The organism is Antarcticimicrobium luteum, from assembly GCF_004358185.1.
Classification (GTDB): domain Bacteria; phylum Pseudomonadota; class Alphaproteobacteria; order Rhodobacterales; family Rhodobacteraceae; genus Antarcticimicrobium; species Antarcticimicrobium luteum.
The window spans coordinates 1-21,429 of the sequence record NZ_SMUV01000041.1 but is presented as its reverse complement, the minus strand read 5'-3'; the positions used below and the strand labels follow the sequence as shown (position 1 = coordinate 21,429).

Below are 21,429 nucleotides of genomic sequence, written 5' to 3'. Positions count from 1 at the left end.
CGCCGAAACAGCCTGCGCATGACGGCCAAGCCCGACCAGATGCCTGATCGACCCCGCCCCCAGGGCGAGCGAATCGTTATTTCGGTCGACGCGATGGGTGGCGATGCCGGGCCTGGCGTTGTGATCGCGGGAATGGCGCAATCCGCCAAGAAGAACCCCGATATCGGGTTCATCCTGCACGGGCCGGAAGATACACTGAAAAAGCTGGTCGCGCGCCGCCGCATCCTTGCGGGGTGCGTGTCTTTTCGTGACGCGGCGGATGTCGTCACGATGGAGGACAAGCCCAGCCATGTGATGCGCCACGGCAAGAGCACCTCGATGTGGTCGACGCTGACCTCGGTGCGCGACGGCGAGGCGCATGGCGCGGTGTCCTGCGGCAATACCGGGGCGCTGATGGCGCTGAGCATCCTGTGCCTGCGCCGGCTTCCCGGCATCAGCCGACCGGCGATCGCGGTGCTGTGGCCATCGCGCAATCCGCAGAGCTTCAACGTGATGCTCGATGTCGGCGCCGATGTGCGCGCCGATGCCCAGGATCTGCTGCAATATGCGCTGATGGGCGCCTCCTATGCGCGCAACGGCATGAACCTGCCGCGGCCGCGGATCGGGCTGCTGAATGTCGGCACCGAAGAGCACAAGGGCCGCCCCGAGCTGAAAGAGGCGCACGGTCTGATCGCGCGCTTTGCCGACCAGGCCCATTTCGATTTCGTCGGTTTCGTCGAGGGGCGCGACATCCCCGGCGATGTCGCCGATGTGATCGTCACCGACGGGTTCACCGGCAATGTGGCGATCAAGACCGGCGAAGGCACCGCCAGCCTGATCGGCGAGCTGCTGCGCGAGGCGTTCCGCTATTCGCCGCTGTCGCGGCTGGCCTCGGTGCTGGCGATCACCTCGCTGCGCCGGCTGCAGAAACGGATCGATCCCAGCCGTGTCAACGGCGGCGTGTTTCTGGGGCTGAACGGCACGGTGGTGAAATCTCATGGCGGCGCCGACGCCACCGGGGTTTCCTCGGCGATCAAGCTGGCCTTTCAACTGGCGCAGTCGGGTTTTTCCGAACGGCTCGCAGCGCGGGTTGCATCCACCGCCGCCCTTGCAGAAGATGCCCTGACCGCGGACCCCGACGCCGGCAAGACCAATCAGAATAATGAAGGCGGACCAAAGGCATGACGAAACGTTCTGTGGTCATCGGCGTCGGCCATTACCTGCCCGAACGGGTGGTTCCCAACGCGGAATTCGAAAAGACCCTAGATACCTCCGACGAGTGGATTCGCAGCCGCTCGGGCATCGAGCGGCGCCATTTCGCCGCCCCGGACGAGACCACGTCGGATCTGGCCACCTATGCGGCCCAGGCCGCGCTTGCCGATGCCGGGCTCGAGGCCGGGGATATCGACGCGATCATCCTGGCCACCTCGACCGCGGATCTCACCTTTCCCTCGGTGGCGACCATGGTGCAGTCGCGGCTGGGCATGACGCGCGGCTTTGCCTTTGACGTCCAGGCTGTCTGCGCCGGCTTCATCTATGCGCTGTCCAACGCCAACGCGCTGATCCTGTCGGGCCAGGCCAACCGGGTCCTGGTGATCGGGGCCGAGACCTTCAGCCGGATCCTCGACATGAACGACCGTGCCACCTGTGTGTTGTTCGGCGACGGCGCCGGCGCGCTGGTGCTGGAGGCGCAGGAGGGCAAGGGCACCCCGGAGGATCGCGGCATCCTCGCCGCCGATCTCAATTCCGATGGCAGCTACCGCGAGATGCTTTATGTCGATGGCGGCGTCTCGACCACCGGTACCGCCGGCAAGCTGCGGATGCAGGGCAACCCGCTGTTCCGTCAGGCGGTGGAAAAGCTGGCCTCGACCGCGGACGCGGCGCTGGCCCGGGCCGGTCTGGGCCATGAGGACATCGACTGGATCGTACCGCATCAGGCCAATATCCGCATCATCCAGGGCACCGCGAAAAAGCTGGGGCTGAGCATGGACAAGGTGGTGGTCACCGTCCAGGATCACGGCAACACCTCGGCCGCGTCGATCCCGCTGGCGCTGTCGGTCGGGAAGGCGCGCGGCCAGATCAAGCCCGGCGATCTGCTGGTCACCGAGGCGATCGGCGGCGGTCTGGCCTGGGGTGCGGTCGTCCTGCGCTGGTAAGAACGCGGTTTTCCACCTAAAACACCTCGCGCAATTCATTGATATTGACAGTGAATTTGCGCTGGCCCTATTCTCCGGGATCAAAACGGGGGATGAAATGGGTTCAAAAACTCTCACGCGGATGGATCTCAGCGAGGCGGTGTTCCGCGAGGTCGGGTTGTCCCGCAATGAAAGCGCCCAGCTCGTCGAAAGCATGCTGGAGCATATTTCCGATGCGCTGGTGCGCGGCGAGCAGGTCAAGATCTCGTCCTTCGGCACCTTCAGCGTGCGCGACAAGTCGGCCCGAATCGGCCGCAATCCCAAGACCGGCGAAGAGGTTCCGATCCAGCCCCGCCGGGTGCTGACCTTCCGTCCATCGCACCTGATGAAAGACCGGGTCGCCGCCGGAAACCGGAAATAAGCGGGTTTCGCGCCGATGACCAAATCCCCCGATGCCTTTCGCACCATCAGCGAAGTTGCGGCCTGGCTCGGGGTGCAGGCGCATGTACTGCGATTCTGGGAAAGCAAGTTCACCCAGGTCAAGCCGGTCAAGCGCGCCGGCGGTCGGCGCTATTACCGCCCCGCGGACATGCGGCTGATCGGCGGCATCAAGACTCTGCTGCATGACGAGGGCATGACCATTAAGGGCGTGCAGAAGATGCTGCGCGAACAGGGCGCGGCCCATGTAGCGGCCCTGTCGCCGCTGCTGGACGGCGACGACAGCGGCGACGCCCCGGCGCCGGGCGGCACGGTTCTGGCCTTCAAGGCCAAGTCTCCGCCGGAGAAGAAGGCCCGCAGCACGCCGGTGCCCGTCCCGGACCCGTCCGCGGCGCCTGCCCCCACTCCCGGGGCGCCAGCGCCCACCAAGGCCCCGTCCGGTACGCCGGCGGCCTCCGGCCTTCCGTCCTTTCTCAACAAACCGGAGCAGCCGGTCGCGCCCACCGCGCGCGCCCCTGCCACGCCCCCCATCGCACCGGCCGCTGCGGCACCGTCCGACCCATCGGATGCGCCGGAGCCGGAGCCGCCCTACACCCCCGGCCCGCTCGGCCATCTGGCCGGTGTGACCACGCTCAGCCTGAGCCAGGCGAATGAAATCGCGCCGCTGACCCGGGCGCTGAGGGCCTGGTTCGATCGCGTTGAAAAAGCCGGGCAGGCCTAGCGGAATTTTCCATGTTTTCCCCTTGCCCCCGGCCGCAAAACCAGTATGAAGACCCTCACGTCGGGCTATGGCGCAGCCTGGTAGCGCGTCCGTCTGGGGGACGGAAGGTCGCAGGTTCGAGTCCTGCTAGCCCGACCAATTTACGCCGACGTAACAAGAAATCAGGCCGCGACACCCCGCGCGGCGGGGATGTGGCATGACCGGCGTTTGCCCCGACCATCAGATCCGCGCGATGATAGGCAGCGGCGCGATCCGCGCCGCGGCGGCGGTTCTGGACGAACAGGTGCAACCCGCCAGCCTCGATCTGCGTCTGGGCAAGACCGCCTATCGCATCCGCGCCTCATTTCTTGCCGGCCATGGCCGCACCGTCGCCGAGCGTCTGGACGAATTCGAGATGCACCGCATCGACCTGAGCGACGGCGCCGTGCTGGAAAAGGGTTGCGTCTATCTGGTGCCACTGGAGGAAACGCTCGATCTGCCCGCCGATATGAGCGCGGTTGCCAATGCCAAAAGCTCCACCGGCCGGCTCGACCTGCTGACCCGCACCATCACCGACGGCGGCGCCGAGTTCGACCGCATCGCGCCGGGCTATTGCGGCCCGCTCTACGCCGAGATCTGCCCGCGCAGCTTTTCCGTGCTGGTGCGCCCGGGCATGCGGCTGAACCAGATCCGTTTCCGCCTCGGCCAGGCGGTGCTGAGCGACGGCGATCTGCGCGCGCTGCACGCCGAAACCCCGCTGGTGGACGGCGAGGCGGTGATCGAACAGGGGCTTGGTTTCTCGGTCGATCTGCGCCCCGAGGGGTCCGATCTGGTCGGGTATCGCGCCAAGCCGCATACCGGGGTGATCGACCTCGACCGCATCGGCGCCTACGATCCCGCCGAGTTCTGGGAAGAGGTCCGCAGCAAGACCGGACAGATCATCCTCGATCCCGGCGCCTTCTACATCCTGGTCAGCCGCGAGGCGGTGCATATCCCGCCCGACTACGCCGCCGAAATGGCCCCCTATCTGGCCATGGTGGGCGAGTTCCGGGTGCATTACGCCGGCTTTTTCGACCCCGGCTTCGGCCATGCGGCGGCCGGCGGGGCCGGCGCGCGCGGCGTGCTCGAGGTGCGCTGCCACGAGGCCCCCTTTGTGCTGGAACACGGCCAGGTGGTCGGCCGGCTGGTCTATGAGCGGATGACGTCGCAGCCCGCCCGCCTTTATGGGGCCGGCATCGCCTCGAACTACCAGGGCCAGGGGCTCAAGCTGTCCAAACATTTCCGGGCCGGATAACCCTCCCGACCATCCGTCACCGCGCGCCGCATCTTTACCGCGCCCGTCCGGATGATCGGCCTGGGGACCGCGACCCGCTCAGCGCGAATTGCGCCGCAGGGCATAGGCCTCGCGCCGGGCGCGGCGGGCCTGGCGCCGGGCGCTCTCTTCCGGGGCGGACGCCCCGGCGGGCTGCGGCCGCGCCTGCTGCGCGGGGCGGCTGACCGGCGCCTGCTGCGCCTGCCCCTCTCCCGCCTGCTGCTCTCCCGCCTGCTCCTGCCGTGCCTGCTCTTCTTCCTGTGGCGGCAGGTCCGGCAGCGGCGCGGGTCCGGGCATGGCGGCCCGCGGCGCGGGCTGCGGCGACGGTAGCGGTGATGGTTGCGGCGCCGCCGGTTCGGCGACCTGCGACCGGCGCGCCTTGCGCGACTTGCGTGTCTTGCCGAGATTGGCGGCGGCGTTGATCCCTGCGTTGACCCCGCCGTGGATCGCGCGCCGCATCAACAGCCGCAGGACCATATTCAGGATCTGGTTCAGGTTCATCTCCGGTTTCCCTTGCTGCTCGCCGTCAACATAGGATCCGAATTTGCCGATTTCAGGGCATTTCCCGGGTCAATCCTCGAAAAGCTCGGACTGCCCCTCGATCACCTCGTCGTCCTCATCCTCATCCTCGTCCGGCAGACCCAGCGGCCCCGGCGGCGGGCGGTTCTCCAGCAGGCCGGCCGCACGCAGCTCTTTGAGGCCCGGCAGGTCGCGCGCGGTCTCCAACCCGAAATGATCCAGGAACTGCGGCGTCACCACAAAGGTTACCGGACGGCCCGGCGTCATCTTGCGCCGCCCGAACCGGATCCATTCCATCTCGAGCAGCTGGTCGATGGTGCCCCGGCTGACCGAGACGCCCCTGATTTCCTCGATCTCGGCGCGGGTGCAGGGCTGATGATAGGCGATGATCGCCAGCGTCTCGATCGCCGCACGGGACAGTTTGCGCGTCTCGACCGTCTCTTTCTGCATCAGATACCCGAGATCGGGCGCGGTGCGGATCGCCCAGGCGTCGCCCACCCGGACCACCCGCACGCCGCGTCCCTCGTAGCGCTTGCGCAGATGCACCAGCGCCTCGGCCGGATCGCAGCCATGCGGCATCCGCGCCTCCAGATCGCGCACCGTGACCGGCTCGGCGCTGGCGAACAGCACCGCCTCGACCATCCGCTCCTGCTCGCCCATCGGCGGCGCCTCGAACAGGGTCTCGCCGGGGGTGTCGTCCTGTTGCTCGTCGCTCACGGCCTCTTGTCCCTCCTGCGCAATTGGATCGGGGCGAACATGTCGCTCTGCCGTATCTCCATATGCCCCTCTTTGACCAGTTCCAGCGAGGCGGCAAAGGTCGCCGCCGTGGCCGAGCGGCGCCGCACCGGATCCTCCTCCCAGCCGTCGGGCAGATAGCTGGTGATGTCGGTCCACTGGCCGGCAAACCCGATCAGCGGGCGCATCCGCTCCAGCGCCTGCTCCATGGTAAAGACATTGTGCCGATCCATCACAAAGGGGCGGAATTCATCCCGTGTCCGGATCCGTGCATAGCCCTGCATCAGATCCAGCAGCGTGGCCGAATAGGTCACGGTGCGGATGCGCATCACATCCTCGCGCTGGCCGCGGGCAAAGAAGTCACGCCCCATCTGGTCGCGCGCCATCAGCCGGGCAGCGACATCGCGCATCGCCTGCAACCGTTCCAGCTGGAACGCCAGATGCGCCGCCAGTTCCTCGCCCGAGGGGCCCTCTTCGCTGGGGTCGGGCGGCAGCAGCAGGCGCGATTTCAGGAACGCCAGCCAGGCCGCCATCACCAGGTAATCGGCGGCCAGCTCGATCCGCAGCGTCTTGGCCTTTTCGACGAAGATCAGATACTGGCGCGCCAGTTGCAGAACGCTGATCTTGCGCAGATCCACCTTCTGCGTGCGCGACAGCATCAGCAACACGTCGAGCGGGCCCTCGAACCCGTCGACATCCACGATCAGCGCCTCGGCCGCCAGCCGTTCGGTGACCGAGAGCGTCTCTTCCTCAAACAGGTCTCTATCCGCCATAGACCTCACCGCCCATGAGGGCAGAAAGCTCTTCCTCGGCGGCACGAATGTCAAGCGTCCCGGGCGCCCGGCGGGCGGCCAGCGCCGCCTCGGCCCGGGCCTGCGCCGCCGCGCCCATCGTGCCCGACGCCTCGGCCACCGCGATCCGTTCGGCCAGCGTTCCGTTGCAATGCAGCACCACGTCGCAGCCGGCCGCCAGCGCGGCGCGGCTGAGGGTGCCGAGATCGCCCTTTAGCGCCCTCATCGAGATGTCGTCGGTCATGATCAGACCCTGAAAGCCGATCCGCTCGCGGATCAGCCGCATCACCGGGGCCGAAAGCGTCGCCGCCGCGCCGTCGATCGCGTCATAGACCAGATGCGCGGTCATCCCCATCGGCAGGTCATTCAACGCCCGGAATGCCTCGAAATCGGTCCCGTCCAGCGTTTCGGCATCGGCCGCCACATGCGGCAGGTCGAAATGGCTGTCCTGCGTCGCCCGTCCGTGGCCGGGGATATGTTTCAGCACCGGCAGCACGCCGCCATCCAGCAGCCCGTCGGCGACCGCGCGGGCCAGACCGGCCACCGTCGCGGGATCGCCGCCGTAACAGCGGTTCTTCAGAAACGTGTGGGTCTGCTCAAAGGCCAGATCGGCCATCGGCGCGCAATCGGTATCAATGCCAAGCCCGCGCAGTTCGTCGGCGATCAGGCGATAGCGCAGGTACATCGCCCGCTCCGCCCCCTCGCCCGCGCGCGTCACGTGATCCAGCGGCGGCAGCCATTCGCGCCCCAGCGGCGCGCGCAGCCGCTGCACGCGCCCGCCCTCCTGGTCGATCAGGATCGGACAATCCCGGCCCACCGTCTCGCGGAAATCGCCGCAGAGCGCGCGGATCTGCCCGGCACTGTCTATGTTGCGCGCAAACAGGATAAAGCCAAAGGGGTCGGCATCGCGGAAGAACGCCCGCTCTTCGCCGCTCAGCCGCAGCCCGTCGGCGTCGAGGATCGTCGCCCCGAAGCTCACCGCGCGGTGACCGGGATGCAGTCGGCGTTCTCGGCTACCAGCGCCGAGCAGAACCGGCGCGCGTCGGACAGATCCTCGAATCCAATCGCCCGCAGCCGGTAGAAGGTGCGCCCGCCGCTGCTGGCCTGCTGGATCACCCGCTGTTTTCCATCCAGATACTCGCCGAAACGGTTGGCCAGACGGTCCCATTCGGCGCGGGCCAGTTCGGGCGTATCAAAGGCGCCAAGCTGGGCCAGGCGCGCGCCATCCGGAACCGTGTCGGGGGCGACATCAAGGCTGGCCACCGCATCCTGCGCCGCGCTCAGCGCCGCCGCCACATCCGCCCCCATCGCCGCGGCGGAATCGAAGCGTGCCGGGCGGACGTGCGGGCGCAACGAACGGCGCAGCCCGGGGCCGTTCAACACCGCGGGCCGGACCGTCGCGGCGGTGATTTCGGTCTCGTCCTGCGCCGTGTCCCCTGTCGCGGACGGGGAGCCGCCGGACAACGGCACCGGCTGCACGATCCGGTCCTGTTCCGGCGCCGCCGGCGCGCGTCCCGCGCCCGACAGCGGCTCCACGCCTCTGGTCAGTTCCTCGACCAGGGCCGCCACCTGCGCGTCGGGTGGCGTGCCCGGCTGTGTGTCGGCCCGCCGGTCCAACGATCCGGCATCGGCCGAGACGGCCATCGCCGCGCCAAGCACGCCCATCGGGGCATCCTCGTCGGCCAGTTCCACCGGGCGCGGCGCCAGCGCCAGCCGATCCGGCGGCGCCGCCGCCGTGCCCTCGGCTGCGACCGCGTTGACCGCCAGCCCCTGATGGTCGGCCGGACGTCCGCCGGGATCCTCGGGCAGCACCCGCATCGGCCCCACCAGCGCCCGCACCACCGGCACGCCGCTCACATCCCGCATCATCAGCTTGTAGCCCCAGACACCGACGCCAACCACCAGCGCCAGCGATGCCAGCGCCCCGGCAACATTCATCGCCCGGCCAAACGAGCCCTGGGAAAGCGTGGCGCCCTGCGCGCGCGCCGGATCCATTCCGGGCTGCGCGGCCGCATCGTCCGCATAAAGCTCGTCCCCGTACACCCCATAGGTGTATTCGATTTTCGCCATGTCCGCCTCGCTGCCCCTTCGGCGTGGAAAATTTCCACGCCCGGGGTCTCTTGCTATCTGCCTCGGGCCGGCGGTTCGGGCGGTTTTGTCACCGCATCTCCTGCGCCGGCGTCACCCCAAGAATACCAAGACCGGCGGAAATAACAACGGATACGGCCCGCGCCAGGGCCATTTTTGCATGGCTTGTGGCCGTGTCGTCCTCTTGGAGGAAGCGCAGCCCGGGCAATTCGTTGCCCCGGTTCCACAACGCATGGAACTCTCCGGCCAGCTCATAGAGGTAGAAGGCGACGCGATGCGGCTCATGCGAGCGGGCGGCGATCTCGACCAGACGCGGCCATTCGGCCAGCTTGCGGGCCACCGCCAGTTCGGCCTCATGGCCGACCGAGGACAGATCCGCCGCCGCGAGCGTGGCGTCATCGCCGGCGATGCCGGCCAGCTCTGCCTTGCGCAGCACGCTCATCACCCGCGCATGGGCGTATTGTACATAAAAGACCGGATTATCCCGGCTTTGCTCCAGCACCTTGTCGAAATCGAAGTCCAGCGGCGCGTCGTTCTTGCGCGTCAGCATGACAAAGCGGGTCACGTCCGGACCCACCTGCTCAACCACGTCGCGCAGCGTCACGAAGTTTCCCGCCCGCTTGGACATCTTGAAGGGCTCGCCGTTCTTCCACAGCTTGACCAGCTGCGTCAGCTTGATGTCGAGCGGCACCCGCCCCTCGGACAGCGCGCTGACCGCCGCCTTCATCCGTTTGACATAGCCGCCGTGATCGGCACCGAAGACGTCGATCAGCTCGTCGAAGCCACGGGTGATCTTGTCATAGTGATAGGCGATGTCGGGGGCGAAATAGGTCCAGCCGCCGTCCGATTTCATGATCGGCCGGTCGACGTCGTCGCCATGATCGGTCGATTTGAACAGGGTCTGCTCGCGCGGTTCCCAATCCTCGGGGGTCTTGCCCTTGGGCGGCTCCAGCACGCCGCGATAGATCAGCCCCCGCCCCCGCAGAAAATCGATCGCCGCCTCGATCTTGCCGGTGCCATAGAGCGATTTCTCGGAAAAGAACACGTCCATCTCGACGCCGAGCGCGGCCAGATCGGCACGGATCAGGTCCATCATCTTGTCGGTGGCGTAATCGCGCAGCTGTTCCAGCCAGACCGCTTCGGGCTGGTCCACGTAGCGGTCGCCGACCTCTTTCGCCAGCGTCTCGCCGACCTCGATCAGGTATTCGCCGGGATAGGTGCCGTCGGGAAATTCCACCGCCCTCCCCAGCGCCTCGAGATAGCGCAGGTAGACCGAGCGCGCCAGCACATCGACCTGGGCACCGCCGTCGTTGATATAGTATTCGCGTGTGACGTCATTGCCGCAATAGGCCAGCAGGCTGGCCAGCGCATCGCCGAAAACCGCACCCCGGGTATGACCCACGTGCAGCGGCCCGGTGGGGTTCGCCGAGACGTATTCGACGTTGACCTTGTGCCCCTGCCCCATGTCCGAGCGGCCATAGCCATCGCCCTGTTGCAGAACCGCGCCGATCACGCCGCGCCAGACATCGCCTGACAGCCGCAGGTTCAGGAACCCCGGCCCCGCCACCTCGGCGGTTTCGATCCGCGTATCGCCGCCCAGCCGGTCAGCCAGCGCCACGGCGATGTCGCGCGGCTTCATCCCGGCGGGCTTGGCCAGCACCATCGCGGCGTTTGTCGCCATGTCGCCATGGGCCGGATCGCGCGGCGGCTCGACCGTCACGTTGTCGAAGGACAAGCCCGCAGGCAGGGTCCCGTCCTCGGTCAGGGCGTTGAGCGCATCGGTCACCAGCGCACGGATATCCGCGAAAATGTTCATACCGTTCTTTCCTTCAGGGGGCGCGGCGTGGGTCTAGCATCTCTGCGGGCAGGGTCAATCCTGTCCGCTCGCGCCCTGGTCGTCCGCGTTGTCGTCTTCGCCGCTCTCCTCCGGCGGCGACAGGTGGATGACGGTGGCGCCGGCGGTCAACTCCGGCGGGGTTTCGTCATCGGCGAAGCATTCGAAGATGCGCAACTCGCCCTTGGCCGGCAATTCGCCGATCGGGACGCTCTCCGGGTAGCGCCGCCAGAAGGCCTCCGGTCCGAAATCCTCACTCAGACGGGTGCTGCGGACGCGCCAGCCCTCGTGCATCCGCTTGTTGAGCTCTCCATAGGTCAGCCCGCCGGCCAGCCGCTTGCCGCCCAGCGTGGTGCGCAGGGCATGGCGGCGCGTCTCGCGCGTGTCGCGGCGCAGCTGGAACACGTTGCCGCGCCCGTATTCCGGCGCCAGGTCGGTGGCCACCAGCGTGTTGTAGGCATCGTTGTCGGTGGCCGCGATCACCGTGTCGTAACCGATCAGGTCCAGCTTGAATTCCGCTGTTTCCGACAGGATGTCGCCGTAGAATGTGTGCAGGCCCGCGTTGCGCGCCCCGCGCAGGCGGATCAGGTTGGCGTCGGTGATCAGCGCCGGGATCTCCAGCCGCTGCAACGCCTCGGCGAAGGATGTCGCGAAGGCCGAACCGCCCACCAGCACCAGGCCGGGCCGGCCCGGCGCCGTCAGGCCCAGGGCACGGGCCAGTGGCGCCAGCGTGAAGCCGTGCAGCACCACCGTGGCGACCACCACCGCAAAGGCCAGCGGCGGGATCAGGGCGGCGTCCTCCAGCCCAACGGCCACCAGCCGCTCGCCGAACAGCCCCGCGACGGCGATCAGGACCACGCCGCGCGGGCCGGTGAAGGCCACCAGCAGCCGTTCACGCCACGGCACACCGGTCAGCGCCAGCGCCAGCAGCACCGCGGCGGGCCGCGCCAGCAGGATGAGCACGACGACGAACAGCCCCGCCCGCCAGTCGAGTACCGAGAGCGCGTCCAGGTTCATCCCTGCCGCCAGCAGGACGAACACGCCCGAGACCAGCAGGATCGTGGCATGCTCCTTGAAGCGGCGCATCTCGGCATATGAGGGCAGCTCCGCATTGGCGATCCAGATGCCCATGACGGTCACCGCCAGAAGCCCGCTTTCGTGCAGCACCCCGTCGGCCAGCGCGAAGACGCCCAGCACCGAGGCGAAGAGCACCGGCACCTTCATGTATTCCGCCACCAGCCCCCGGTCGAAGGCCCGCGCCAGGCCCCAGCCCGCGCCGAGGCCGACCAGGGTGGCGAAACCGATGCCGCGCCCCAGTTCCCACAGGGCATAGCCCGCGGTCATGTCGGCATGCACCACCACCACGATCTGAAAGGCCAGCACCGCGGCCAGCGCGCCGACGGGATCGTTGACGATCGCCTCCCACTGCAACAGCGCCGAGGGGCGCTGCTGCAACCGCGCGGTGCGCAAGAGCGGCGCGATCACCGTCGGCCCGGTGACGATCAGGATGCCGCCGAACACCGCCGCGCTTTCCCAGCCCAGCCCGGCCACGTAATGCAGCGCCAGTGTCGAGGACAGCCAGCCCAGCGGCGCGCCCAGAAACACCAGCCGGCGCACCCCCTCGGCGGCGCCGGCCAGGGAATGCAGGTTCAGCGTGAGACCACCCTCGAACAGGATGATCGCCACGGCGATCGCGATCATCGGCCCCATCAGCTCGCCGATATCGCGACGCGGATCGAACACCCCCAGCACCGGGCCGATCAGCAGCCCGGCCGCCAGCATCAGCACGATGGCCGGCAGCCGCAGTTTCCAGGCCAGCCATTGCGAGCCGACGCCAAGCGCGCCCACCAGCGCGAAGGCGGTGATCGGCGTCAGTGCGCCGTCGACGGGCGTTGCCATTCCTGCGCCCCCTTTCCGGGTCAGATCAGACGCGCATGCTCCTGCAGCGCGAAACGGTCGGTCATCCCTGCAATATAATCGGAAATGATCCGCGCCACAGCGGTTTCGTCGCGGGCGGCGCGGGCCAGATCGGGATGCCAGCGCGCCGGCAACAGGCCGGGATCGGCCAGGAACAGCGCGAACAATTCCTCGACCACCACCGCCACCTCGGCGCGCTTTTTCATCACGCTGGGGGCGCGATACATGCGGCGGAAGAGAAAGGCGCGGATTTCCTTCAGATCGTCCCACAGCGGCGGCGAGAAACAGACCACCGGACGGCCCAGCAGGCGGATCTGTTCCACAGACTGCGCGCCGCTTGTCGCAAGAGCGGCACGGGCGGTGTCGATCACATCGGCCACCATCACCCCGAACACCCGGCGCAACGCCTCGTGCCGGCGCCGGTTCAGGTCGAGACCTGGATATTTCGCGTCGACCTTTTCATAGGCCGGACCGACGATGGGCAGCACAGCGATGTCGTCGTCGGTGAACAGCCCGGCGCGCAGCCCGTCGTGCAGGTCGTGGTTGTTATAGGCGATGTCGTCGGACAGGGCGGCCACCTGCGCCTCGGCGCTGGCATGGGTGTGCAGTTCAAGATCGATGGCGGCGTTGCATTCGGCCAGCGCCCAGGGCAGATCGCCCACCACCGGGCCGTTGTGCTTGGCGATCGCCTCAAGGGTTTCCCAGGTCAGGTTCAAGCCGTCGAATTCGGCATAGTGCCGTTCCAGCACGGTGACGATGCGGATCGCCTGGGCGTTGTGGTCGAACCCGCCATAGGGCGCCATCAGCGCGTGCAGCGCGTCCTCTCCGGTATGGCCGAAGGGCGTGTGGCCCAGATCGTGCGCCAGCGCCACCGCCTCGGTCAGTTCCTGGTTCAGCCCCAGCGCGCCGGCGATGGTGCGCGCCACCTGCGCCACCTCGATCGAATGGGTCAGCCGGGTGCGATAATTGTCACCCTCATGCTCGACGAAAACCTGGGTCTTGTGCTTCAGCCGCCGAAAGGCGCTGGCGTGGATGATCCGGTCCCGGTCCCGCTGGAAACAGGAGCGAAAGCTGCTTTCCTCTTCCGCAACCAGCCGACCGCGGCTGCGTTCCGGATCCGAGGCATAGGGGGCGCGCATCTGCCGTCCTTGTTCTTGTGCCTGTGCTCGCGGCCTCTATATTGGAAAGCAAGAGGAATTCAAACGCCGGAGTGATCCATGAACCTGCCCCCCAAAGTGACCGAGCGTGCCTTTGCCCGCCTGGCCGAGATCGGCGCCGCCGACCAAGGCAAGGCGCTGCGCGTGGCCGTCGAGGGCGGCGGCTGCTCGGGCTTTCAATACGACATCGCGCTGGATGAGCCGGCCGAGGACGATCTGGTGCTGGAAAGCGCGGGCCAGAAGGTCGTCGTCGACACCGTGTCCCTGCCGTTCCTGGCCAATGCCACCATCGACTTTACCGAGGAGCTGATCGGCGCGCGGTTCGTCATCGACAATCCCAACGCCACCTCCTCCTGCGGCTGCGGCACCTCGTTCTCGATGTAATCGGCACCGGGGGCGGCTGGACCGGGGCGGCTGGGCTTTGCGGCGACCAGAATAGCCGGTCCTCAAACCGTTACGCGTCTGTCTTGACGTTTCCGAGCAAACCGGACCGCCCCCATCGGACGCCCTGCGGAACCACCTGATCCCAGACCAGATAGGCCCCGCTGGCGATCAGGATCGCCACCCCGAGATAGGTGCCCGGCCCCGGCCATTCGCCGAACCCCAGCGCCCCCAGGACCACCATCCAGATGAATTGCAGGTTCATCAGCGGCGTCACCGCATAGGCCGCGAGCAGCCGCAGCGCCACAACCAACAGCCAGCGCGCCGCGAAGAGCAGCAGCGCATAACCCGCGATCCAGCCCAGATCCGCGCCCCGCATCGGCACCCAGACAAACGGCAGCGCCAGGGCCATCACCACGAAAACCGCCATGTTCGGGTAAAAGACCTGGGCCAAGGCGTTGCTTTCATATCGGCCTATAAACCGCGCCATTATCATGGAAAATGTCCCGCTAATCGACGCCATGAGCGCATAGGCATGGCCTGCCGAAACCGATTTCAACCCGGCCGGAAACAGGCACATCACCCCGACCGCACCGGCCGCCAGCGCCACCCAGGCCGCCGGGCGCGCGTGTTCGCGCAGGATCGGCCCGGACATCAGCCCGGCCAGGATCGGCATCAGCGCGATGAACAGGAACACATCGGCAAAGGGCAGCAGCCGGAACGCCTGAAAGAAGCTGACCGCCGCGATGACCGTCGCCCCCGCGCGCAGCGCCATGGCGCGCGGACAGCGCGTCGCCAAACCCCGCCGCTGGCGCGGATGGCGGTCGGCCAGAATGCTCAACCCCATGACCATCAGCCCGCTCAGACAATACATCTGCGGCGCGGCATAGCCGCCCCCGACCAGCTTGGTGATCGCATCGGCCCCGGCGATCAGCGCGGTATAGACCACCACCAACGCCACTCCGGCCAGCACCGCGGCGCGCCGGGCGCGCCCGGCGAGGACCGCGGCCCCGCTCACCCCACGCCCCCGGCACGGGCAAAGCCGGCAAAGAATTCGCCGAACCTGTCGCTGCTGGCCTCGGCCTCGGTCAGGATGTCACGGCCGATCTCGCTGAGCGCGGCGGCCACATGCGGGCGCATCGCGGTCCAGTCCCGGCTGCGCGCGGCGTCCAGCCGGAACATCGCATGCGACATCTGCCGCAGCGGCGCCGCCGGCACCGGCGGGCGGTAAAAGCTCATCGGCCCGGGCTCGGCCGGTTTCACGAAATCGCGCCCGCCGCGCAGCGCCAGCAGCCAGGAATTGACGAAATATGCGTGATAGTCATCCGCCGCACCGGCCGGCGGGCCAATCGCCACGTCAAAGCGATGCGTCTCGCCCTCCAGCCAGTGTTCCCAGATTGGCGAGGGCGACCGCCCGGCATAGCGCAGCGCGATGCAGATCTCGGCCAGAAGATCGGCGTTCTGATCGAGATAGGCGAGCAGACCGGCGAATTCGAGACTGGTCACCGCATCAAGGTCCAGCTCCGGATCGCGCCGCCCGTATTCGCTGAGATAGAACACGATATGGGTCAGCTCATAGGCCGCCTTCTTGTTGGGCAGGGCAAAGGTTTCGGACCGGCCGATGAATGCGCGCAGCCGCGCCTCCAGCCCGTCGTCCGCCGCCGCGCGCGCGCCGCGCCGCGCCATCAGCCGCCGCGCCTCGGCCCGTTGCAGATCCGAGAGCTCAGCCCCGGCCAGCCCCTGCCGCGCGGTCCAAGCGCAAAGGGCCGCGCCCTTGTCGCCGGGCAGGCCCAGGTCCTCCAGATCCAGGCAGATCGACAGGATGAAACGGTAATATTGCGGGAAAAAGGACAGACGGCTTTCCGCGCTGTCATAAAACGCCGCGAGCGGCGCCAGCGCCGCCGGACCGGGCCGCGCGCCGGTGCATTCCAGGATGTTCAGCAGCTCCGCATTCTCTTTCAGCCAGAACACGTCCTCCTGACCGCGCCGATGCCCGGCAAAACAGCCGAGCAGGGCGGCATGGCGCGCCGCCCTGCCCTGACGATGCGGCGGGACGTTCAGGCGAACGACATTCGACATGACCTGCCTCCTTCATTCCCGGATGCGCTGCCTGTCCGCCCGCCCTGCTGCCTCAGCTACCCGAAGAGAACATCCAGGTCCCCTCGCCGGTGGCCGCCTCGCCGCCTGCCGTCGGCGCGGAGCCGGAGGAGAACATCGCCGTGCCCTCGCCCCGGACCGCCTCGGCACGGACCGCAGGGGCGGAACCGGAAGAGAACTGCGCGGTCTCATCGCCGCTCATCATGTCGCCGCCGGCCGCTGGCGCCGAGCCGGAGGAATACATCTCGGTGCCGGCGCCGCTGAACAGATCCCCGAGCAGATCCGCGTCGGCCGCGCCAATGTCGCAGTCTTGAATTTTCCGTTGAGCCGTCATCTGAGAAACCCCCGTTTGGTGCAGTTGATCACCGGATCAGGCTTGCACGACAAACGTGCTTCGCAAGATTTTTTTCATGTTCAGGATGTGTTTTCCCCAAATGCTCCACATCCGAAACCCGAACCAAGTATGCGAGACGCAATTTAAAGTTGAACGAAATCCACAGGGGAAAAATTCTTTTCCACACCCCTGTTTTGACGCCGTTTTTCAGCCCGGGACCGGATGCGATCCAACCGAATCACCATCCGGATCGGTCGAATCGCCCCACCTCGACCGCCCGCGCCTTGCCCCCGCAGACCGGATCGGCGATAGATCGCAAACCATCGCCCCCGGGAGGCCCGCCATGAAGATCGCCACCTTCAACATCAACGGGATCAAGGCCCGTGCCGCCGCGCTGACCGCCTGGCTCGACGCCGCGCAGCCCGACGTGGCCATCCTGCAAGAGATCAAGTCGGTCGATGAAAACTTCCCGCGCGAGTTGTTAGAAGAGCGCGGCTATAACGTCGAAACCCATGGCCAGAAAAGCTTTAACGGCGTGGCGATCCTGTCGAAACTGCCGCTGGAGGATGTGACCCGCGGATTGCCTGGCGACGATGATGACGAACAGGCCCGCTGGATCGAGGCCACGGTGGTGGGCAAGACCGCGCTGCGGCTCTGCGGGCTCTACCTGCCCAACGGCAACCCGGCGCCGGGGCCCAAGTTCGATTACAAGCTGGCCTGGATGGAGCGGCTGGAGACCCGCGCGCGCGCGTTGCTGGCGTCCGAAGAGCCGGCGATGATGGCTGGCGACTACAACGTCATCCCGCAGCCCGAGGATGCCGCCCGCCCCGAGGCCTGGGTCGAGGACGCGCTGTTTCGCCCCGAAAGCCGCGCTGCGTTTCAGCGGATCGTCAACCTGGGCTTCACCGACGCCCTGCGCACCCGGTTGCGCGGCCCCGGTCATTATACCTTCTGGGATTATCAGGCCGGCGCCTGGGCGCGGAACAACGGCATCCGCATCGACCATATCCTGCTGACCCCGCAGGCCGCCGACCTGATGCGCGACGTCGGCATCGACAAGGAGATCCGGGGCTATGACAAACCCTCGGACCACGTGCCGGTCTGGGTCGATCTGGATCTCTGACCGCGCCTTTCCGCCGCCCCGCGACGCCGCCATTGCCAGACCGTGCCGCCTGCGTGTTAATGGGGCCATGTTGGTACCCCGCTGTGACATGGTTCGGATAGCCCTCTGGGGCACGGTTCTGCTGCTTGCGGCCTGCGCGCAGCCATCCGCGCCACCTGCGAGCAGCACCGCGGCCGAGGCGCGGGCCGCCCCGCATATGTCCTTCCTGGCCGCCCCGCGCTTTGACGATCTCGACCCGCACGACTGGCAGGGCATCACGCCCGACAGTTACCCGGTCCACGGCGTCGACGTCTCGCGATACCAGGGCGCGATCGACTGGCACGCGGCCCGGCGCGGCGGCGTCGCCTTTGCCTATATCAAGGCGACCGAGGGCGGCGATCATTCCGACCCGATGTTCCGCGATCACTGGCATGGCACCCAGCGCGCCGGTGTCCGGCGCGGCGCCTATCACTATTTCTATTTCTGCCGTCCGGCGGCGGAACAGGCGCGCTGGTTCATCCGCCACGTGCCGCGCGATGCCGGCGCCCTGCCCCATGTGCTGGACATGGAATGGAACCACCGATCGCGCAGCTGCACCAAGCGCCCCGACGGCGCCACGGTGCGCGCCGAGGCGCGCCGCTTTCTCGACATCCTCGAACGCCACTACGGCCGCCGCCCGATCGTCTACACAACCCCCGATTTCTACCGCGAGACCGGCATCGGACGGCTGGCGGGCACCCGGTTCTGGCTGCGCTCGGTGGCCGGTCACCCGCGCGAAACCTATCCCGGCGCGCGCTGGACCTTCTGGCAATATACCGGCACCGGGGTGGTTCCGGGCATCGACGGACCGGTGGATATCAACGCCTTTTCCGGCCCGCCCGAGGCCTGGGCGGTCTGGCCCGGTTGACTACGTCCGCCGGTGATACCATTTGCTGATCTCGACGATTTGCCTTAATATGGCAAAAAAACACATATTTTCGAGCAGCAAGGCTTACCCCAATGGACGCGCACAAATTTCCGTGGCTGGAGAACGTGAAACTCATGTTGAGCCGCCCCAAGGCGGTACAACTGGGCGCGCTGTGTTTCCGTCAGGGCAAAGGCGGAAAGCTCGAAGTCTTGCTGATCACCTCTTCGCGGGGGCGCTGGATCCTGCCCAAGGGCTGGCCGATCAGCGGTCTGGACAGCTGGGAAACCGCCCTGCAGGAGGCCTGGGAAGAGGCCGGCGTGCGCGAGGGCAAGCCCTGGCGCAGACCGTTGACCAGCTATCAGACCGTCAAGAAACATGACAGCGGGCTGGAACGCGACTGCACGGTCTGGGTCTATCCGGTCGAGGTCACCCAGATGCGCAAGGATTACCCCGAGGCCGACAAACGCCAGCGGGCCTGGCTGTCGATCGACGGGGCCTGCCAACGGGCCGACGATCCCGGCGTTTGCGATGTCCTGAAGCAGTTCGCCCAGGAGATGGAAGCGAAAGCTTGATCTGAAGGCGAAACCGGCCTATCCGCCCCGTGAATTGTAACGACTTCATGACAGGTGCGGCCCGGCCCCGGCCACCGGCACCGAGAGGTGCAGATGCCGCAGACCCCATCTTCCCGGCAGTGGAAAACGCTCGACAAGGATCTTGGCCGGATCGGCCAGCTTGAACAGGCCACGCTCTATGTCTCGCGCCCGATGGTGGGCCTGGGCGTGGCGCTGGCCTTCATGGTCATCGTCGGGCTGATCGCCGCCATCTTCACCGGCAGCGGCTCCACCTCGACGATCATCGTCGCGGCGGCGGTGCTGGGCGCCTACATGGCGATCAACATCGGCGCCAACGACGTGGCCAACAACATGGGCCCCGCGGTGGGCGCCAACGCGCTGACCCTGGGCGGCGCAATCGTGATCGCGGCGCTGTGCGAAAGCGCCGGCGCGCTGCTGGCCGGCGGTGATGTGGTCTCGACCATATCCAAGGGCATCATCGACCCCGCCGGCATGAGCGACACCCGCATCTTCATCTGGGCGATGATGGCGGCGCTGACGTCCTCGGCGCTCTGGGTGAACCTGGCCACCTGGATCGGCGCGCCGGTCTCGACCACCCATTCGGTGGTGGGCGGCGTCATGGGCGCGGGGATCGCCGCCGCCGGTTTCGCCGCGGTGAACTGGACCAGCATGGGGGCGATCGCCGCCAGCTGGGTGATCTCTCCGGTGCTGGGCGGGCTGATCGCCGCCGGATTCCTCGCCTTTATCAAGGCGCGGATCATCTATCAGGAGGACAAGATCGCCGCCGCCCGCCGCTGGGTGCCGGTGCTGGTGGGGATCATGGCCGGGGCCTTTGCCGCCTATCTGGCGGTGAAGGGCCTGAAAAAGGTGATCACGATCGATCTGGGCACGGCGCTGCTGATCGGGGTGATGGCGGGCGCGCTGGTCTATGCCATCGCCGCGCCCGTGATCCGGCGTCAATCCGAAGGGATGGAGAACCGCAACAAGTCGCTCAAGACCCTGTTCGCGCTGCCGCTGGTGATCTCGGCGGCGCTGCTGTCCTTTGCCCATGGCGCCAATGACGTGGCCAACGCGGTGGGCCCGCTCGCCGCCATCGTGCATTCGGTCGAGTTCGGCGAGTTCGCGGGCAAGGTGGCGATCCCCTCCTGGGTGATGATCGTCGGCGCCTTCGGCATTTCCTTTGGCCTGGTCCTGTTCGGACCCAAGCTGATCCGCATGGTCGGCAGCCAGATCACCAAGCTGAACCCGATGCGCGCCTATTGCGTGGCGCTGTCAGCGGCGATCACCGTGATCGTGGCAAGCTGGCTGGGGCTGCCGGTCTCGTCCACCCACATCGCCGTGGGCGCGGTCTTTGGTGTCGGCTTTTTCCGCGAATGGCACAACGACCGACGCCGGCCGCGCACCGCCAACGCCAATGCCAACGACGGAAAGATCGCCACCGAGGAACGCCGCCGCCGCAAGCTGGTGCGGCGGTCGCATTTCCTGACCATCGTGGCGGCCTGGGTGATCACCGTGCCCGCCGCCGCGTTGCTTTCGGCGCTGATCTTCGTGCTGCTGAACGCGGTATTCGCCTGAGCGCAGCGGTCGGCCCCGCGCTCTGCCGCGACGGCCCAGCCGGGTTTTATGCCGCGCGGGTCACTCCGCGCGCGGCTGCTCCAGCAACACCGCGGAGACCGGCGCCAACGCCACCCGCTGCGCCCGGTCCTGCAAGCCCCAGAGCAGCAGCGCGCTGATGGTATCGGGCTGCACCCGGCCCAGCATGATCACCGCCCCTTCCTGCCCGGCGCGGAACGCCGCCTGATCGAGGAACCGGCGCATCACCGCCGGTGACTGCCCTGCCCCGTCGAAATCGCGGAACACCACGGCCGAGGGCACACCGGCGCGTGCCGCCAGCTTTTGCACCGTATTCAATCCGTTGGACTGGGTGATCAGGCCAAGGCCGGCATCCTGCACGATCGCGGTCACCTGATCCGACAGCGCCCGGTTGCCCTGAATGCCGGGGCCGGTCCCCTCCAGCACCGCCACCGCCTCGGGCACCGCCTTGCGCCAGACCGACAGGGCGACTTCCGCGTCCTGCGGGGTGGCGGCGGCGGGCAGATCGGCCAGCATCACCACCTCGAACCCGGCGGCGCGGTGCCGCGCCATCTTGGCCGCCGCGTCCGGGGCGGCGGGGTCCACCGCAAAGGTCAGCGGATAGGGAAACTCCGCCAGTGCCTCTGCCCCGATCGACTGCTGGCCATCTATCAGCAGGATCGACATCAAAGGCTGCTCGCCGGGATTGTCGAAGGGGACCGCGAAGCGTTCGATCGGCGGCGGCCCGGCGGGGGCCGGGGCGGCCTTCTCGTCGCGGTCCGTCAGCGGCGCCACCGGCGTGCCGATGCCCGGGCGCGGCGGCGCGGTCTCGTCCGCCGCGCCCGCCTGGGGCAGCGCG

At 67.5% G+C, this 21,429-nt stretch carries 22 protein-coding genes and 1 tRNA gene; 11 read left to right on the top strand and 12 right to left on the bottom strand.

Features of this window, described 5'->3' with window-relative positions:
* The first annotated feature begins 18 nt into the window (after positions 1-18).
* From plsX to E1832_RS02200, 6 genes are all read left to right on the top strand, one after another.
* Positions 19-1,164: a phosphate acyltransferase PlsX gene (gene plsX, locus E1832_RS02225; RefSeq protein ID WP_133358111.1), complete on the top strand. Its 1,146-nt coding sequence runs from the start codon at positions 19-21 to the stop codon at positions 1,162-1,164.
* The gene (locus E1832_RS02220) at positions 1,161-2,135 is read left to right on the top strand and encodes a beta-ketoacyl-ACP synthase III (RefSeq protein ID WP_133358110.1); all 975 of its coding nucleotides are present in this window, start codon (positions 1,161-1,163) and stop codon (positions 2,133-2,135) included. The genes plsX and E1832_RS02220 overlap by 4 nt, the downstream gene beginning before the upstream one ends.
* A gap of 97 nt (positions 2,136-2,232) precedes the next feature.
* On the top strand, positions 2,233-2,535 hold the full coding sequence (gene ihfA, locus E1832_RS02215) for an integration host factor subunit alpha (protein ID WP_133358109.1): 303 nt from the start codon (positions 2,233-2,235) through the stop codon (positions 2,533-2,535).
* 15 nt (positions 2,536-2,550) lie between these two features.
* A complete protein-coding gene (locus E1832_RS22825) occupies positions 2,551-3,273 on the top strand; it encodes a MerR family transcriptional regulator (RefSeq protein ID WP_245513764.1) in 723 nt (240 codons plus the stop codon).
* A gap of 61 nt (positions 3,274-3,334) precedes the next feature.
* A tRNA-Pro gene (locus tag E1832_RS02205) sits at positions 3,335-3,411 on the top strand.
* A 58-nt stretch (positions 3,412-3,469) separates the two neighbouring features.
* On the top strand, positions 3,470-4,546 hold the full coding sequence (locus E1832_RS02200; RefSeq protein WP_133358108.1) for a 2'-deoxycytidine 5'-triphosphate deaminase: 1,077 nt from the start codon (positions 3,470-3,472) through the stop codon (positions 4,544-4,546).
* A 78-nt stretch (positions 4,547-4,624) separates the two neighbouring features.
* On the opposite strand, the gene E1832_RS02195 is transcribed toward E1832_RS02200, so the two are convergent.
* The 8 genes from E1832_RS02195 to E1832_RS02160 form a co-directional block, all read right to left on the bottom strand.
* The gene (locus E1832_RS02195) at positions 4,625-5,065 is read right to left on the bottom strand and encodes a hypothetical protein (RefSeq protein WP_133358107.1); all 441 of its coding nucleotides are present in this window, start codon (positions 5,063-5,065) and stop codon (positions 4,625-4,627) included.
* A gap of 69 nt (positions 5,066-5,134) precedes the next feature.
* Positions 5,135-5,743 carry an SMC-Scp complex subunit ScpB gene (gene scpB / locus E1832_RS02190; RefSeq protein ID WP_245513768.1) on the bottom strand — a complete coding sequence of 203 codons (609 nt, stop codon included), beginning with the start codon at positions 5,741-5,743 and terminating at the stop codon, positions 5,135-5,137.
* Positions 5,744-5,796: 53 nt separating this feature from the next.
* A complete protein-coding gene (locus tag E1832_RS02185; protein WP_133358105.1) occupies positions 5,797-6,591 on the bottom strand; it encodes a segregation and condensation protein A in 795 nt (264 codons plus the stop codon).
* The gene (locus tag E1832_RS02180) at positions 6,581-7,588 is read right to left on the bottom strand and encodes a glycoside hydrolase family 3 N-terminal domain-containing protein (protein WP_133358104.1); all 1,008 of its coding nucleotides are present in this window, start codon (positions 7,586-7,588) and stop codon (positions 6,581-6,583) included. Before E1832_RS02180 ends, E1832_RS02185 begins: the two co-directional genes overlap by 11 nt.
* Entirely contained in the window at positions 7,585-8,679 is a 1,095-nt protein-coding gene (locus tag E1832_RS23070; RefSeq protein ID WP_133358103.1) for an SPOR domain-containing protein, read from the bottom strand. The genes E1832_RS02180 and E1832_RS23070 overlap by 4 nt, the downstream gene beginning before the upstream one ends.
* An 88-nt stretch (positions 8,680-8,767) precedes the next feature.
* A complete protein-coding gene (gene argS, locus E1832_RS02170) occupies positions 8,768-10,513 on the bottom strand; it encodes an arginine--tRNA ligase (protein WP_133358102.1) in 1,746 nt (581 codons plus the stop codon).
* A gap of 54 nt (positions 10,514-10,567) precedes the next feature.
* The gene (locus tag E1832_RS02165; protein ID WP_133358101.1) at positions 10,568-12,430 is read right to left on the bottom strand and encodes a cation:proton antiporter; all 1,863 of its coding nucleotides are present in this window, start codon (positions 12,428-12,430) and stop codon (positions 10,568-10,570) included.
* A gap of 20 nt (positions 12,431-12,450) precedes the next feature.
* A complete protein-coding gene (locus E1832_RS02160) occupies positions 12,451-13,587 on the bottom strand; it encodes a deoxyguanosinetriphosphate triphosphohydrolase (RefSeq protein ID WP_133358100.1) in 1,137 nt (378 codons plus the stop codon).
* A 78-nt stretch (positions 13,588-13,665) separates the two neighbouring features.
* On the opposite strand from E1832_RS02160, the gene E1832_RS02155 reads away from it, so the two are divergent.
* Positions 13,666-13,989, top strand: coding sequence for a HesB/IscA family protein (locus E1832_RS02155; RefSeq protein ID WP_133358099.1), 324 nt, complete (start codon positions 13,666-13,668; stop codon positions 13,987-13,989).
* Positions 13,990-14,059: 70 nt separating this feature from the next.
* Here E1832_RS02155 and E1832_RS02150 read toward each other — a convergent pair whose 3' ends face one another.
* Genes E1832_RS02150 through E1832_RS02140 form a run of 3 tightly spaced genes read right to left on the bottom strand, consistent with a single transcriptional unit; the run spans position 14,060 to position 16,417 of the window.
* Entirely contained in the window at positions 14,060-15,004 is a 945-nt protein-coding gene (locus E1832_RS02150; RefSeq protein WP_245513762.1) for a DMT family transporter, read from the bottom strand.
* A complete protein-coding gene (locus E1832_RS02145) occupies positions 15,001-16,065 on the bottom strand; it encodes a DUF6902 family protein (protein ID WP_133358098.1) in 1,065 nt (354 codons plus the stop codon). Before E1832_RS02145 ends, E1832_RS02150 begins: the two co-directional genes overlap by 4 nt.
* Before the next feature lie 52 nt (positions 16,066-16,117).
* Positions 16,118-16,417 carry a DUF6749 family protein gene (locus E1832_RS02140; RefSeq protein WP_133358097.1) on the bottom strand — a complete coding sequence of 100 codons (300 nt, stop codon included), beginning with the start codon at positions 16,415-16,417 and terminating at the stop codon, positions 16,118-16,120.
* Between the two features lie 343 nt (positions 16,418-16,760).
* Between E1832_RS02140 and xth the strand changes: the two genes are divergently transcribed.
* From xth to E1832_RS02120, 4 genes are all read left to right on the top strand, one after another.
* The gene (gene xth, locus E1832_RS02135) at positions 16,761-17,540 is read left to right on the top strand and encodes an exodeoxyribonuclease III (RefSeq protein WP_133358096.1); all 780 of its coding nucleotides are present in this window, start codon (positions 16,761-16,763) and stop codon (positions 17,538-17,540) included.
* A 67-nt stretch (positions 17,541-17,607) separates the two neighbouring features.
* Positions 17,608-18,426 carry a glycoside hydrolase family 25 protein gene (locus tag E1832_RS02130; RefSeq protein ID WP_245513760.1) on the top strand — a complete coding sequence of 273 codons (819 nt, stop codon included), beginning with the start codon at positions 17,608-17,610 and terminating at the stop codon, positions 18,424-18,426.
* 92 nt (positions 18,427-18,518) lie between these two features.
* The gene (locus E1832_RS02125; RefSeq protein ID WP_133358095.1) at positions 18,519-18,998 is read left to right on the top strand and encodes an NUDIX hydrolase; all 480 of its coding nucleotides are present in this window, start codon (positions 18,519-18,521) and stop codon (positions 18,996-18,998) included.
* Between the two features lie 93 nt (positions 18,999-19,091).
* On the top strand, positions 19,092-20,573 hold the full coding sequence (locus E1832_RS02120; RefSeq protein ID WP_133358094.1) for an inorganic phosphate transporter: 1,482 nt from the start codon (positions 19,092-19,094) through the stop codon (positions 20,571-20,573).
* Between the two features lie 60 nt (positions 20,574-20,633).
* On the opposite strand, the gene E1832_RS02115 is transcribed toward E1832_RS02120, so the two are convergent.
* The coding region (locus E1832_RS02115) for a divergent polysaccharide deacetylase family protein (protein ID WP_133358093.1) at positions 20,634-21,429 on the bottom strand (796 nt) is incomplete at its 5' end.